We start from the raw sequence: 14285 nt of genomic DNA, 5'->3' as shown, positions 1-14285 counted from the left end.
TGGAGGTGAAGAGGTCAAATCAAGATACACAGCCCCTTTATTTTAGGGTGGATACCCCATCGGGTGCGGCTTTTCCACCCCTCAAACAGCCTGCTCGGCGTATTACGCTTGATTTTTCAACTCTCTCCGTCCAGCGGCTATTGGATTGATATCTATTCGCCTCTCGGCTTTTTAGGGATGCTCGATATTGGTTCGGCCGGTTTTTACTGCGGCAGGTCGGCGGACGGCAACCAGTTTGCCTACCTCTACCAGCCGCCGGGGAGCATCAAAACAGAACTGCGCTGGGTGGATCTGCGTCAAATTGATCGGATTGCCAGAATTTCAGTCATCCACAACCCCAGCGCGCCGGTCTGGTCACCCTTTCAGAATACGATCGCAGTTACCGGCTTCCTGAAAGATGAAAAAGAACGCAGCACATTTGTGGTGGAAATTAATTCCGGTGAACTTCAAAGACTGGACGAGGGAAGTTTTCTCCCCCCGGCCTGGAGTGATGACGGCAAGATCATCTACTCACTGGACGAACGCTATCAGCATCTACTGGCATTCAACCCTGCCGGCGAATTAATCGGAAAGTGGCGGTTCGACCCTGAAAACTGGCAGGCGACGGAAAACGGCAGCGCCCTTAACCGCCGAACAGATTGGACAAAAATTTTCCCGTCAGGGGGTAGATTACCTGGCCCGCTGCCGGATGCCCTGATAAAAAGCAAATCACCCGCAAAAGATTATACAATCATTAGACAGACAGCATTGTACAGACAAATAATAGAAGCATATCAACAAGTCAAATCATTTTATCGGTAGAGAGGAAAAAGAACCATGAACATTGAGAATATGCTCACTTATGACCCTGTACAATGGCAACTGGTTGCCCACATTTTGATTTTAGGCTTCGCCTCGATGGCAGCCGGGTTTGTCTACTTTATGACCACCATGCGCGAGGTGGCTCCCCGCTACCGCATCGCTTCGGTGCTGGGCGGAATTGTGATGGTCTCTGCCTTTTTGCTGCTGTTTGCCCAATGGCAAAGCTGGCAAACCACCTTTACCTTCCAGAATGGCGAATTTGTGCGCAGTGAGGGCGTCTTCTCCAACGGCTTTCGTTACCTGAACTGGTTGATTGACGTCCCCATGCTCCTGCTGCAACTGGTCGTCATCCTCGGGCTTGGTGCAGCCACCAGTCGCCGTCTGGGCATTATCTTTGTCGGTTCGGGTGTGGCGATGATTTTGCTCGGTTACGTCGGCCAGTTTTACGAAGTAACCAACCTGACCGCGCTTTGGGCGTGGGGCGGCATCAGCACCGTTTTCTACATCATCCTGCTTTATTATGTGTGGGTGGAAATCGGCCGAGCGTTGCCGCGCATGCCGGCATCCGCTGCCGCAACCATGAAGAGCATCCGCTGGCTGTTTCTGATTGCGTGGACGATTTACCCGCTTGCCTACATCATGCCGGCTATCCTGCCGACTGCTGACGGTGTTGTGCTGCGGCAGGCCATTTACACCGTGGCCGATATTACCTCCAAAGTCATCTACGGTGTGCTGGTAACCAAAGTGGCCATGGATTTGAGCAAAGCCGAAGGCTGGATAACCACTTCCGCCGAAAAAGAAGTGGAAATGGTCAGCATCAACTGATGCGAGAACTCCAGCCAGCCTGCCTGCCCGCCTCCCCACGGGCAGGCTTTTTTATGTTTTCCATCCTTTGTCCTGCTCCGCCTCTATTCCTCATCAACCCCTGCTAGAATTTAATCATGCGTTTCAAGGGACTGTTCGTCCTCTTTTTACTTGCCTGTACGCTGGTATTGCTTTCAGTCCTGTGGCTGATTACCCGCTCAAAGCCGGCTGAAAATGCCGTCATCGGCATGGCTGCCGGTCTGGTCACTGGCTGGGTGGGAATCATCGGCGGGCTGACTTTCTGGCAGCGCAACCGTATCCGTTCCCTGATTCTTAACCTGCCGGGCATTTGGCAGATTAAATTCATCCTGTTCGCCACTTTGATGGCGATGATCGAAGAAGCCATTGCGGTGAGCATGACCAATCTTGCGCCCTTCTTCGGTGTTCCAATCGGACAAGCCTACATCACTGCCTCAACCGATTACTGGGACGTGATCTTTCATCATAGTGTCATTGTGTTTTTCGGCTGGTTTGTGGGATGGGCAATTTTATTAACCCGATTGGATTTTTCTCCGTTTGCGGTGTTTATAATCAGCGGTTTTCTGGGCTGGGTGGGCGAGATTCTCGCTTTTGGCATTCAGCAAGTTGGTGGTTTTGCCATGTGGATGTTGATTTACGGTCTGATGACCTACTTGCCGGCTTACTGCCTGCCGGATGCAGAACAACGGCAGGCCAGACCAGTACGCTTGTGGCATTACCCGCTGGCGTTTTTCCTGCTGATGTTGATCAGCATCGGTTGGGTCACCTTCATTCAACAGATAATTCCCCCTCACCCTGCAATTCACTTTGTGCCGTAGGGGCTGGATGTATAATAGGCAGGAGATACGATTTTTTTCATTCCCTCAAATCGGATCAAACTGCTCTTTTCCAACCCGATAATCAGGAAGATTGCCACGCCGCCTGACGGCGGCTCGCAAAGACGTAAAACCTTTAATGTTATTCCGTGCAAAGCAACTCCTTTACAGTGCAGGTGCAATTACCAGTGCGGGTGGCACATTCCTCGTCTCTTTCCGATTACTCTACAGGAAGAACCCATGCCGTCATCCGAACGTACCCTGCGGGTGGAAGCCATCGTCCTGCGCCACAACGACTGGGGCGAAGCCGACCGCCTGCTGACCCTCTATACCCGCGAAGAAGGCAAACTGCGCGCCATTGCCAAAGGCGTGCGCCGTTTGCGCTCGCGCAAAGCCGGCCACCTGGAACCGTTCACCCGCGTCAAATTGATGCTGGCGCGCGGACGAGACCTGTGGATTGTCACCCAGGCCGAAACGCTGGCGGCCTACCTTTCCCTGCGCGACGATTTGGAGCGGATTGCCCACGCCAGTTATGTGGTGGAACTGCTCGACCGGTTCACCTACGAAGAAGGCGGCAACCGCGCCCTGTTCGATTTGCTGGCGGTCACCCTGCAGCGGCTGAATGAGGGTCATCCCTCCTTCACCGTTCTGCGCTATTACGAATTACGCCTGCTCGACCTGCTCGGTTTCCGCCCGGAGTTGTTCCGCTGCGTGGGGTGCGGCGAGGAAATTCAGCCGGTGGATCAGTTTTTCTCGCCGCTGCTGGGGGGCGTGCTCTGCCCGCGCTGCGGCGGACAGGACACCTCGGCGAGGCCGGTTTCGGTCAATGCCCTGCGTTTTTTACGCCACTTTCAACGCAGTTCCTACGCAGAAGCCGGCCGCGCGGTCATCCCCCTGCCGGTTCAGCAGGAAATGGAAACGCGTATGCAGGACTACCTGACCTACTACCTTGAGCGCGGGTTGAACACTCCCGGCTTTTTACGCGCCGTGCGCCGGCGTAATCCCGATTAATCATTTAGCGCAGCGGCACGCTCCGCAAAACTGAGCGGGCGGCTGTATTCCTGAAAACCCTGCACGGTGATGCGGCGCAACAAAATCAGCGAAACCGACAGGCTCACCGCAAACAGGAAAAAGACGATCACATAACCCGCCAGCGGATTGCCGGTCAGCAGACTGATCAAATCGCGCAGTACGCCGCTGGAAAGTGTGCCGGTCAGCCGCGAGAGGGCGTTGGCGATGCCCCACGCCCCGATATACAGCCCTACCCGTTCGGTGGTCATATCCAGCATCAGCGAGAGGTTGGAAACAGTGGCCAGCCCGCTGCCCAAACCCAAAAGCACCACCCCGCCGTAAAACATGCCGGTGTTTTCTACCAGTGCGCTGGCGGAAATGAGCAAAAATGCAACCACCGCAACGCTGCCGCCGATCTGCGCCACCCGGCGCTTGCCAATCCACCGTTCCAGCAGGCTGGCGCTTGCCAGGGTAATCAGCATACAGGTGCCCCAAATCGAGGTAATCCGGGTGGTGGTGGCTACCGGCAGGTTGAATGCCTGGGCGGCAAACGGTTCCAGCAGGACATCCTGCCCCAGAATGGCGGCCAGCAGCAAAATCAGGTAAAAGAAGAAACGCCGCGCCACCGGATTGGCAAACACCACCCGCAGGGTGCTAACCCAGCCGGTGCGTTCTTCATCCGGCACATTTTGCAGCGGGCGGCTGTTGCGCGGCTCCAAACCGAGCAGGCCGATGATTCCCAGCAGCAGGGCTGCCCCGGCCACATATAAAAAGGCGGTTTGCAGCTGTTCGGGCGAATAATCCACCAGCAGCCGACTGAGGGTGGCAGCGGTGAAGATGATCGAGAGGATCATCAGGGTCATCATCACCGCAACGGCGCGGCTGCGTCCCTGTTCGCCGGTCAATTCCGAAGCCAGCGAGAAATAACTGACCGCCGCCAGATTGTACCCCATGCCCCACGCGGCAAAGGTCAGCAAAGTCAGCACCAGCCCCAGACCGGGGTTTTGCGGCATGGTGAACACGGCAAACGGCGCCACACCCAAAGCTGCCACGCATAGCAACAGCCCCAGCGCAATGTAGGGGCTGCGCCGCCAGCCAAAAATTGGGTGACGGTCGGAGTACGAGCCGATCATCACCTGAATTGGAGCGAAAAGATACGGCAGAGACGCCAGCAGAGAAACCAGCGCAGCCGAAAGCGCCAGTTCCTTGATCATCACCCGGTTGAGGGTGCTGTTGATCGGCACCAGCGTCATCGCCACAGCAACATGGATGAAGGAGATTTGAATGATTTTTCGCAGCATGAATGCGATTGTAAACCATGGCGATTAAAGGCGGATTAAAGTTTACGCCATGTGCAACGATTGAATCTCCCTGCCGGCTTTGACCGCATGCCGCTACGGATAGCGTTCCAGAATGAGCGGAAAGACGTCGTAATTTTTCAGCGGCGGGGTCAACAGCAAGCGGTTGCTGCCCTGACAATCGTACAAGAAGACGGTCTCAGCCGCAGCGGGATCGCCAAACAAACCGACCGTATCCAACAGCTCTCGTTCGCCGAAAATTTCTACTTCGAGAGTAACACTGGAAGATGCCACATTACTGAAAACGATCTTCCCGATTTCTTCAACACGATAGTCTGCAAATCCCGGCCCGTCAATGATGACATCCATCAGCACATCGGTCGAGCCGGCTTTGATCGAAGCAGTTTGGGTGAACTGAATGGCTTCAAAAAACAGCTGACCCATGGGGTTGAACTGATACCATGCATTCCCGCTTGTCCCCACGTAAGTAATATCCGTGCCTTCGAAAGCGGTTTGAAAATACGGTGCAGCATCCACCACCACCCAACGTCCAATGATGCAGGGTTCCAGCACCAGATCAGGCGCAGTAGTCTCGGTAGGGAGCGGCGACGGTACTTCGGTTGGGGGCGCTGTTTGGGTTGGAACGGGGGAAGGCAACGCGGTCGGGATTATAGGTGAGGTAATTTCCGGCAGGCTTCCCGAATCACCACTTCCCGCGCAGGCGGACAGTCCGGCAGCCACCACGGCTGTCAACAGAACGATCAAAAAGCGCCTTAAAATATTCATCTAAACACTCGTTTAAATATGATAAATTTTACAAAAATTATAAAGTAAATATTTTGAAAATTCAATTGATTTAGCAAACTTGATCGTCGAAGTTGGGTTGATTTTATACCTAGCCGGATATGAAAAAACTTTTTGCCCGTAACTTTTTGGCACAGAATACGACTATATGGACATATAAACCCCTTTTTCGTGGAGAATCAAGATGTCTAGCAAACCTCTTTCTCGATTAACTTTAACCGTTGTATCCATTCCAATTCTTGTCCTTTTATCTGCCTTCGTTTTCATTCAATTTCTGCCAATCGGCAAAGACCACACCAACCCGCCGGTGGTAGCCGAACCAAACTGGGACAGTCCGCAAACCCGTGAAACCTTCATGCGCGCCTGCGGCGATTGTCACAGCAATCAAACCGTCTGGCCATGGTATACCAACATTGCGCCGGCGTCCTGGCTGATCAGCCGGGACGTGACCGAGGGGCGAGAAAAATTGAATGTATCCGAATGGGGAATTCGTGAGAATGAAGCCGATGATGTGGTCAAAGTCGTCCAAAACGGCGAAATGCCACCGTGGTTTTACCTGCCGCTACATCCGGAAGCCCGCCTGAGTGCGGCTGAAAAGCAGGTATTTTTACAGGAATTGGCAGCGACTTTCGGGAATGAAAATGAAGAAAAGGAAAGCAGGGGACGGGAAAACGGTGAAGATGACGATTAACCCGATAGGCTGTTTTTTTTCTTGAACGGCTGACCTGTTTTGCCAATCATTTATCCCCATCAGAATAAAGTTTAATGAGATTCGTAGAATCAGTAGGGGCTGGGGATATGTGGATAAAACCGCCTTTGATTGCACCAATCCCCCATATATAGGGTTAATGAGGATCTGGTTGGCTGCATACAGTGGTAAAAATTACCCCGCTTTGGGGATAGATTCTGTGGAGAAAGCGTGGATTGAAAAACCGAAATTTTCGTCATAAAGCGGGCTTTTTTATATATGGCAATCCAGGACATTTGCCCCCCATATATGGGGGGCTGACTTTGACGCTAAAGCAGAATAATTTGAGCATTTATCCCCAATTTTCCACATCCATCCCAACTTATCCACAGTTTTTCCACATTTATCCACAGATAACGTGGAAAAAACGAAAAAAGAACCGCAGAGAGACTCCCCACCTGTGGGGGTGTGATTTCCTTCCTTATTACACGCCGTACCGTTCTCCCCACAGGTCGAGCGTCTCTTCGACAATGTCCAGGTACGCATCCAGCGCTTTGAGACGTTCGGGCAGGGCTTCGCCGGAGAGTCCCAGTCGGCGGCAGGCATTTTGCCACTCGGTCAGGACATCTGGGTTTTGCGGCAGGGCGCGGGCGGCACGCGTCCATGTGCGCAGCATCGGCCACAGCCCGGCGGCGGGGGACGCCTCGGACAGGGACAGGATCGCTCGTTCGTAATAGGGCAGACGGGCAGGGTCAAGGCGCGGCGGCTTTTCGGTCAGACTACCGGCAGCCTGCATGGCGACTCGCCACGGTTCCAGCAGGTTTTCGATCAGTTCCGGGCTGGCAGGGTCATCCTGAATCAGGTCGGCCAGTCCGGCGGCCATGCCCGGACGCCCGGCGGCTTCGGCGCGCTGCGGAAAAACAAGCAGAAAACGACGTTCGGTTAACGGGGTGCCGTACAAAACGCTGATGGCGTTAGAGGCATTTTCCAGAATATCGAGGTACTGGTGAATTTGCAACGGGGTGGCCTGAGGCGGCTGGGATTGCAAATCCAGCCATGATTGACGGGCATTCTCACTGAATTGGCGAGCACGCTGCAGGACATACTCCGGCAGGTCAAACTGCGCCCCGGCGCTGGCCTGGGTAAATTCAAACCAGTGTCCCAGGTCATGCAGCGGAATCGGGTTGGCGCACAAAAAAGCCCCGATCCAGTTATCGGCGCGCAGCCGGCGCGGCTGCTGGAAGGCGCTCTGCGGCAGGTGCGCAATATCCAGATGGATTTCATCGGTCAGCCGCACAATTTCACGCGGATAAGGCGGCAGGGTGGTGTGGACAAAAATCAGGTCAATATCGGTTGTTCCACCCAGCAGTGGCTCCTCGCCGAGCAGCGAGCCGGTCAGGTAAATACAAACCAGGCTGCGATCGCGGCGGGCATACCGTTCGGCGCTCTCGCGGGCGGCTTTATGCAGGGCTTCCAGGGTGATGCGCATGGGCTTACCTCCTCAGGGGAAAAGTCAGTTTGAATGCCCCGATTCGGCGGGTGTATCCAGCGGTAATTCCGGCTGAAAGGGGGACAGGCGCAACGCCTGCCGGATGCGGTTCTCAATCCATTCCAGATCCCCTTCGTTGCGCACAAAATCGAGCGGGTCGCTTTCGATGACCAGCACCGGGAAACGTGGTTTGGACGAGAGGAAGAATTCATCATACGCCTGATTGAGTTCGGCGATGTAGTCGCGTTCCATGTTGCGCTCGTAGGGACGGTCGCGTAGGGCAATGCGCTGCATCAGGGTATTGGTGCTGGCGCGCAGGTAGACCACCAAATCAGGGGGGATAATCTTTTCAATCAGGGCTTCGTGAACGCGGTAGTAGGTTTCCAGTTCATCGCCTTTCAGGTTGATGCGCGCAAACAGGGCGTCTTTTTCAAAGGTGTAATCGCTGATCAGCGGTTTTCCTTCGGCCAGCAGGGCGGGAACGCTGTAGCGCTGCTGGTTATAACGGCTGAGCAGGAAGAAGATTTGGGTTTGAAAAGCGTAGCGTGCCCGGTCGGCGTAGAAACTGCTCAAGAAGGGGTTTTCTTCAAAGACTTCCAGCAGCAAATTGGCTTCAAAGCGCGGCTGTAAAAGCCGCGCCAGGGTCGTTTTTCCAACTCCAATGACACCTTCTATGGCAATGTACATGGATTACTCCTTCTTTATGTCATTCCGAGCGAAGCGACGCTTGCACCGCACTGCGTTTGGTGCAGTGCAGGTGGGAATCTCCCCGCCGGTCTTGCGGGAGATTGCCGCGCTCGCCGCGCTCGCTTGCAATGACGTAAACCCCCTAATGTCACCCCGAACGGAGTGAGGGGTCTCCCCGCCGGTCTTGCGAGAGATTGCCGCGCTCGCTGCGCTCGCTCGCAATGACGTGAACCCCCTAATGTCACCCCGAACGGAGTGAGGGGTCTCCCCGCCGGTCTTGCGGGAGATTGCCGCGCTCGCCGCGCTCGCTCGCAATGACGTAAACCCCTTAATGTCACCCCGAACGGAGTGAGGGGTCTCCCCGCCGGCTCTGCGGGAGATTGCCGCGCTCGCTTGCAATGAGGTAAACCCCTTAATGTCACCCCGAACGGAGTGAGGGGTCTCCCCGCCGGCTCTGCGGGAGATTGCCGCGCTCGCTTGCAATGACGTGAACCCCTTAATGTCACCCCGAACGGAGTGAGGGGTCTCCCCGCCGGTCTTGCGAGAGATTGCCGCGCTCGCTTGCAATGAGGTAAACCCCTTAATGTCACCCCGAACGGAGTGAGGGGTCTCCCCGCCGGCTCTGCGGGAGATTGCCGCGCTCGCTGCGCTCGCTTGCAATGACGTAAACCCCTTAATGTCACCCCGAACGGAGTGAGGGGTCTCCCCGCCGGTCTTGCGGGAGATTGCCGCGCTCGCTGCGCTCGCTTGCAATGACGTGAACACTATTTTCGCGTCTACACCCACGCGGGAGAGTGTTTTTCCCGCCAGCAATGAAGTTACAAAATAATCACAACTCATCAGAAAGATCTTTCCATTCAGGATTTACCGATTCGATCAACGAAACCTTTTTCGCCCTCGACCAACCTTTGATTTGTTTTTCCCTTCCAATGGCGCCCTCTACGCTCTCCGTTGACTCAACATACACCAATTTATGAACGCGATAGCGGGATGTGAACTTACTTCCAATTCCGTTTTTATGCTCATTAATTCTTCTGATCAGGTCATTGGTTACACCTGTGTATAAAACGGTGTTGTACGAATTCGTCAAGATGTAAACGAAGTATGGCAATTTGCTCATTCAATCGGAATGCTCTCCAGCGCCTCTATCTGCTGGCGGATGAAGTCATAACCGCCCTGCCAGAAGGACGGCTGGCTGACGTCCACGCCCGCCTCGCTCAACACCTTAATCGGCGCTTTCGAGCCGCCGGTCGAAAGGATTTTCAAGTAGCGCGGTTTGAACGAATCCCCTTCGGCTTTGTACTGCTGATAAAGGGAGAATACCAGCAATTGCCCGAACGCATAGGCGTACACGTAGAACGGCACATCGAAAATGTGCGGAATGGAAACCCACTCCCAGCGGAACTCGTTGCTGACATCTACCGCGTCCCCAAATTGACGGCGCAGGTTTTCCATATAAGCGTTTGCCAGTTCATCCACCGAGGCGCCCTGATGCACCATTTCATGCGCATCGCGTTCAAACAGTGCAAAGAAGACCTGCCGTTGAATGGTGGCGTAGGCGTCGTCAATCTGGCGGAAGAGCAGGTCGCGCCGCACAGCCGGGTCGCTTTCGCTTTTGAGCAGGCGGTCAATCAGCAGCATTTCGCCGAAGGTGGAGGCGGTTTCGGCCAGCGGCAGGTTGGAGTGCCACGTCAGCACGCTGTGATGGGATGCCAGCATGGAGTGGATGGCATGCCCCAATTCGTGCGCCATGGTTGCCATATCATCGGCGCGCCCCTGGTAGTTGAGCAGCACCCACGGGGTCAGTTCCGGCACGGCGCCCCAGCAGAACGCGCCGCTGCGCTTGCCCTTGCGCACCTCGCTGTCAAGGTGTTTCTCCTCGAACACCCGCCGCGCCAGCTCGGCAATTTGCGGGTCGAACTCGCGGAAGGCGTCGAAGACGGTCACGGCGGCCTGATCGAAGGGATAGTGCTTATCGGCTTTGGCAACCGGCGCGTAAATATCATAGCGGCGCAGCCGATTCATCTTCAGCCAGCGGGCTTTGAGGCGGAAGTAGCGCTGGAACACATCTACGTTGCTGGCGCACACATCCAGCAGCGTATCCACCACCTCATCCGGCAGGTCGTTGACCAGATTGCGCGCCGACATGGGCGTGCGGTGTTTGCGCAGGTTGATCTGCTCATTGCGCCAGTCGCGCACCAGCGCCTGATAAATCTGCCCCAGAATCGTCCCGTCGTTGCCGTAGACGCGGTAGAGTTCCTGATAGGCGGCGGCGCGCAGGTCGGGGTCGGCGCCGCGCACGTAGACCATCAACTCACCGCGGGTCAGTTCCTTTTCCTCGCCATCCACCGTAATTTTGAAGGTGTAGCGGTTGGTGATGGAACTGTACAGCATTTGCAGGGCGTTGACGCCGGTCACATTCTTGATGTTGATGATTTTTTCCTCGGCTTCGCTGAGGGTGTGGGGCTTGAAGTGGCGCAGCGCTTCCAGCCAGTATTCCAGGTCACCGGCAGCCGGCATCAACCGGGCGGCGGCTTCATCGGAAAGGTCTTTCCACCACAGGTTGAAAAACAGCGTGCGGTTGGTCAGGTCGGCGACAAACTGCTCCACCCGCGCCGTCAGGGTTTGGGCGGTCTGGTTCTGGGTATCCTCGGAGAACAGCAGCCCGGCGTAGGCGTACAGCCGCGCCCCCAGATTTTGAATTTTCTCCAACTGTTGCAGGATTTTCAAAAATTCCTCGACGGAAATGTCCTCGCGCAGACTGCCCCGGTAGGTTTCAAACTCGGCCACCAGTTGATCCAGCGTCTGGAAGGCGTTTTCCAGTTCGCTGCTGTTGGGGGCGGGGAACAGGTCGCTGAGGCTCCAGCGGGTTTGCGGATAACGGGTATCAGTGGTGGTCATTCTTCTTCCTCTCTTGGTTTGAACAGTATGGATTTGAGTTTTTGGCGGAGGTGGTCAATCGGGCGCAGGGTCTCGTCGTGAGGATCGAAGTAATGCCATTGCTGCCAGCCGTTGACCGCTGCTGCGGCGATCTGGCGGGCAATCAGGTGGATTGAGCCACGCATTCCATTATACTCGACTCGTCCGTCGGCTAAAACCAGCGCCGTGTGTTCCGTGCGGCCCTCGAAGTACAGGGTTTGCCCGGCTTGTAGCAGACCGTGTTCCAGCAAGGCACCAAACGGCAGGCGCGGTTCACGGCGCGGGTTGGTCTGGGTCAGTGTGGCGGGGGGCGCTGCGGATGTGTTTGCCAGCCGGCGGCGCGCCAGTTCCATATAGCGCGGATCGCGTTCAATGCCGATCCAGTGCCGCCCCAGCCATCGGGCAACCTCGCCGGTGGTGCCGCTGCCGAAAAACGGGTCCAGCACCACATCGCCGGGGTTGGAAGCTGCCAGCAGAACCCGGTAAAGCAGAGCACGCGGTTTTTGGGTGGAGTGGGCTTTGGCGCCGTTTTCGCGCAGGCGCTCGCTGCCGCTGCAGATCGGCAGATGCCAGTCGCTGCGCATTTGCAGGTCGCCGTTGAGCGCCTTCATGGCGTGGTGGTTGAAGGTGTAGGGCTTGCCGCGTTCTTTCTGCGCCCAGATCAGCGTTTCGTGGGCATTGGTAAAGCGCACCCCGCGGAAGTTGGGCATCGGGTTGGTTTTGATCCAGACGATGTCGTTCAAAATCCAGAACCCCAGATTTTGGAGGTGGTAACCCACCCGGTAAATGTTGTGGTAACTGCCGATCACCCACAGCGTGCCGCTGGCTTTTAGCACCCGCCGGCAGGCGCTCAGCCAGGCAAGGGTGAACTGGTCGTAAGCCTCAAAGTCCGCGAAGCGGTCCCAGGGATCGGTTACCCCCGCCACCCGGCTGTGATCCGGCCGCCGCAGCTCGTTGCGCAATTGCAGGTTGTAGGGCGGGTCGGCAAAAATCAGGTCAATCGATTCGGGCGGCAGGCGGTTGAGCACCTCCACACAGTCACCCTGGATGACCTGATCGAGCGGCAGGCTGGACATGATTTAATTGTACCTGAAAAGCAGCCGGGGCGGACTTTTCAGCGCGGGCAGGCGGTCGCACTCCCCAGTGGGTCGGCCGGCTGACCAAACCACACCACCGCGTAATTCTGGTAGATGCCGATGCCCATTGCTCCCCAGTTCATCCCCTTCCAGATGCTGTCTTCAATCATCACGGCGTTGTGGCCGCTGCTGGCTTTCCAGGCGGCAAAAGCCCCATCGGCGGTTGCCCGGGCGCTGTGCCAGTAGGCAATCTCAAAGCCGTAGCCGGTGTAAATGCCGTTGGTAATCTCTTTGGGCTTCAGCCACATGCCGCTGGCGTTTTTGTGATCCGGTGTGTAGCACACCGGCGTCCAGTTGCCCTTATCCGACCACGAGTGCAGGTTGCATTCCCCGGTATTGGGGCGGTTTTCGTACAGGTCGCGCACGTGAGCCTGGGCGACGCGGGTCAGCGATTGGGAGAAAGTCACTGGCGGCAGACCTTTTTCGCGGCGGTAGGCGTTGATCAGGTTGCCCAGTTTTTCTTCTTCGCCGGTCAGGCAGGTGTTAGTCGGCTGATTCGGCTGGCTGGCGGGAGCGTTGGCAATCAGCGGCAGGTACACCTTGTAGTCATCACAAGCCACCTCCGGCGTGCTTTGCGCCGCCGGTGAGGCGCGAACCGCCGGCAACGGCTGCCAGAACAGGCCTGCCAGCAGGAGGAAAATTCCGGTCAGGAGCATGGTGCGGCTGAGGGTGGGCATAATTTTTCCCTACAAGGGCGAGAAAAAATTGAGAAAAAAAAATACCACTGGACAACTTGTTTATAACAAATTTTAGGTTGGTCGAAATTAATCTTTGCAAAATTGTTAAGCCGCTTTGCCCGTTGGTAATCTCCCGCCCTGCCTCCGCCAAGGCTTTGCGGGAGATTGCCGCGCTCGCTGCGCTCGTAAAGAATGACGGAAAAAAATTAATTGAATTAAAGCAAAATAACTGTTTCACCCTGAAACACAAAGTTTCGATAAATCGTCTCAGAACAACGGATTGAAACTAACACAAAGCAGCAAGCAACCATTCAACCACCGCCGTAAGTGAATAAAGTAGATCGTAGTGATTCACCTGGCCACCAGTCGTGATTCATGCCACAGTCAGCCTGGCCACCGCAGTCAGCCTGGCCACCAGTCGTGAATCATGCCACAGTCAGCCTGGCCACCAGTCGTGATTCATGCCACAGTCAGCCTGGCCACCGCAGTCAGCCTGGCCACCAGTCGTGAATCATGCCACAGTCAGCCTGGCCACCGCAGTCAGCCTGGCCACCAGTCGTGAATCATGATTCAGAACCAAAAGGTAATGTGCGCCACTGCGGAAAGGTAGGGTTTTGGTGGTGTCGTTCCGCCTACGGCGTCACTCCACCACCGCTCTTGTGGCGCACGGCGTCCTTTGCTACCGCCCTTGCCCTCCGGGCTGCGGGCTAGCAAATGTCCGCCATTGAAAGCTTGCGCCCTGTGGGGGGCAAGCCCCCCACAATGCGCTTGCCCCCTGAGGGGGCAAAGGGCAGGTCAAGCCTACGCCCGCAATGCTCCGCTAATCGCTCCGCTTGCGGTCTCCGGCTTCACGTTGATAAGCCGGCACAATCCAAAGGCAAAACGCCCATCTCCCAACAAACATGCACCAGACCAGCATTGTTAGCCGCACCAGTCAGACTGCGCAAATATGCAGAATACGCAAGCACGGTTCGCCGACTAATCCCCAAAGCACAGGCAATCTGACCGGTCGTGTAACCCTGCGCAATCAACGCCAATACCTGACGTTGCCGCTTGCTAAACTCAATCCGGCTAATGCGTGCATCCACTGGGCTTTACCTCATCCCAAACCTGTTTA

General features: G+C 55.9%; 14 protein-coding genes. 5 read left to right on the top strand and 9 right to left on the bottom strand.

The genetic code is table 11. From position 1 onward, the window contains the following. The first annotated feature begins 63 nt into the window (after nucleotides 1-63). From AC812_RS16285 to recO, 4 genes are all read left to right on the top strand, one after another. Nucleotides 64-801 carry a TolB-like translocation protein gene (locus tag AC812_RS16285; RefSeq protein WP_061913043.1) on the top strand — a complete coding sequence of 246 codons (738 nt, stop codon included), beginning with the start codon at nucleotides 64-66 and terminating at the stop codon, nucleotides 799-801. 15 nt (nucleotides 802-816) lie between these two features. Next, nucleotides 817-1626, top strand: a complete 810-nt coding sequence (locus AC812_RS16280; protein WP_061913042.1) for a bacteriorhodopsin — start codon at nucleotides 817-819, stop codon at nucleotides 1624-1626. A gap of 116 nt (nucleotides 1627-1742) precedes the next feature. Next, complete coding sequence (locus AC812_RS16275) at nucleotides 1743-2462, top strand: hypothetical protein (protein ID WP_061913041.1); 720 nt, start codon at nucleotides 1743-1745, stop codon at nucleotides 2460-2462. 237 nt (nucleotides 2463-2699) lie between these two features. After that, the gene (recO, locus tag AC812_RS16270) at nucleotides 2700-3470 is read left to right on the top strand and encodes a DNA repair protein RecO (RefSeq protein ID WP_061913040.1); all 771 of its coding nucleotides are present in this window, start codon (nucleotides 2700-2702) and stop codon (nucleotides 3468-3470) included. Here recO and AC812_RS16265 read toward each other — a convergent pair. Both AC812_RS16265 and AC812_RS16260 read right to left on the bottom strand, forming a co-directional pair. Beyond that, nucleotides 3467-4771, bottom strand: coding sequence for a BCD family MFS transporter (locus AC812_RS16265; protein ID WP_061913039.1), 1305 nt, complete (start codon nucleotides 4769-4771; stop codon nucleotides 3467-3469). The genes recO and AC812_RS16265 overlap by 4 nt on opposite strands. 93 nt (nucleotides 4772-4864) lie before the next feature. Further along, entirely contained in the window at nucleotides 4865-5554 is a 690-nt protein-coding gene (locus AC812_RS16260; protein WP_061913038.1) for a hypothetical protein, read from the bottom strand. Between the two features lie 202 nt (nucleotides 5555-5756). Between AC812_RS16260 and AC812_RS16255 the strand changes: the two genes are divergently transcribed. Further along, nucleotides 5757-6263 (top strand): heme-binding domain-containing protein, encoded by a 507-nt coding sequence (locus tag AC812_RS16255; protein ID WP_061913037.1) that lies wholly within the window; start codon nucleotides 5757-5759, stop codon nucleotides 6261-6263. Nucleotides 6264-6744: 481 nt separating this feature from the next. Here AC812_RS16255 and AC812_RS16250 read toward each other — a convergent pair whose 3' ends face one another. The 7 genes from AC812_RS16250 to AC812_RS16215 form a co-directional block, all read right to left on the bottom strand. Continuing rightward, nucleotides 6745-7749, bottom strand: coding sequence for a hypothetical protein (locus tag AC812_RS16250; RefSeq protein ID WP_061913036.1), 1005 nt, complete (start codon nucleotides 7747-7749; stop codon nucleotides 6745-6747). Nucleotides 7750-7773: 24 nt separating this feature from the next. Beyond that, nucleotides 7774-8436 (bottom strand): deoxynucleoside kinase, encoded by a 663-nt coding sequence (locus AC812_RS16245; RefSeq protein WP_082148866.1) that lies wholly within the window; start codon nucleotides 8434-8436, stop codon nucleotides 7774-7776. Between the two features lie 829 nt (nucleotides 8437-9265). Beyond that, complete coding sequence (locus AC812_RS16235; protein WP_061913034.1) at nucleotides 9266-9556, bottom strand: GIY-YIG nuclease family protein; 291 nt, start codon at nucleotides 9554-9556, stop codon at nucleotides 9266-9268. Continuing rightward, nucleotides 9553-11337 carry a M3 family oligoendopeptidase gene (locus AC812_RS16230; RefSeq protein ID WP_061913033.1) on the bottom strand — a complete coding sequence of 595 codons (1785 nt, stop codon included), beginning with the start codon at nucleotides 11335-11337 and terminating at the stop codon, nucleotides 9553-9555. The genes AC812_RS16235 and AC812_RS16230 overlap by 4 nt, the downstream gene beginning before the upstream one ends. After that, nucleotides 11334-12431, bottom strand: a complete 1098-nt coding sequence (locus AC812_RS16225) for a site-specific DNA-methyltransferase (RefSeq protein WP_061913032.1) — start codon at nucleotides 12429-12431, stop codon at nucleotides 11334-11336. Before AC812_RS16225 ends, AC812_RS16230 begins: the two co-directional genes overlap by 4 nt. A 38-nt stretch (nucleotides 12432-12469) precedes the next feature. Then, nucleotides 12470-13168: a CAP domain-containing protein gene (locus AC812_RS16220; protein ID WP_114676070.1), complete on the bottom strand. Its 699-nt coding sequence runs from the start codon at nucleotides 13166-13168 to the stop codon at nucleotides 12470-12472. Between the two features lie 848 nt (nucleotides 13169-14016). Beyond that, nucleotides 14017-14256, bottom strand: a complete 240-nt coding sequence (locus tag AC812_RS16215; RefSeq protein WP_061913031.1) for a response regulator transcription factor — start codon at nucleotides 14254-14256, stop codon at nucleotides 14017-14019. Nucleotides 14257-14285: the final 29 nt, after the last annotated feature.

The organism is Bellilinea caldifistulae (assembly GCF_001306055.1).
GTDB lineage: Bacteria > Chloroflexota > Anaerolineae > Anaerolineales > Anaerolineaceae > Bellilinea > Bellilinea caldifistulae.
This window is presented reverse-complemented; position numbering and strand designations above follow the sequence as displayed.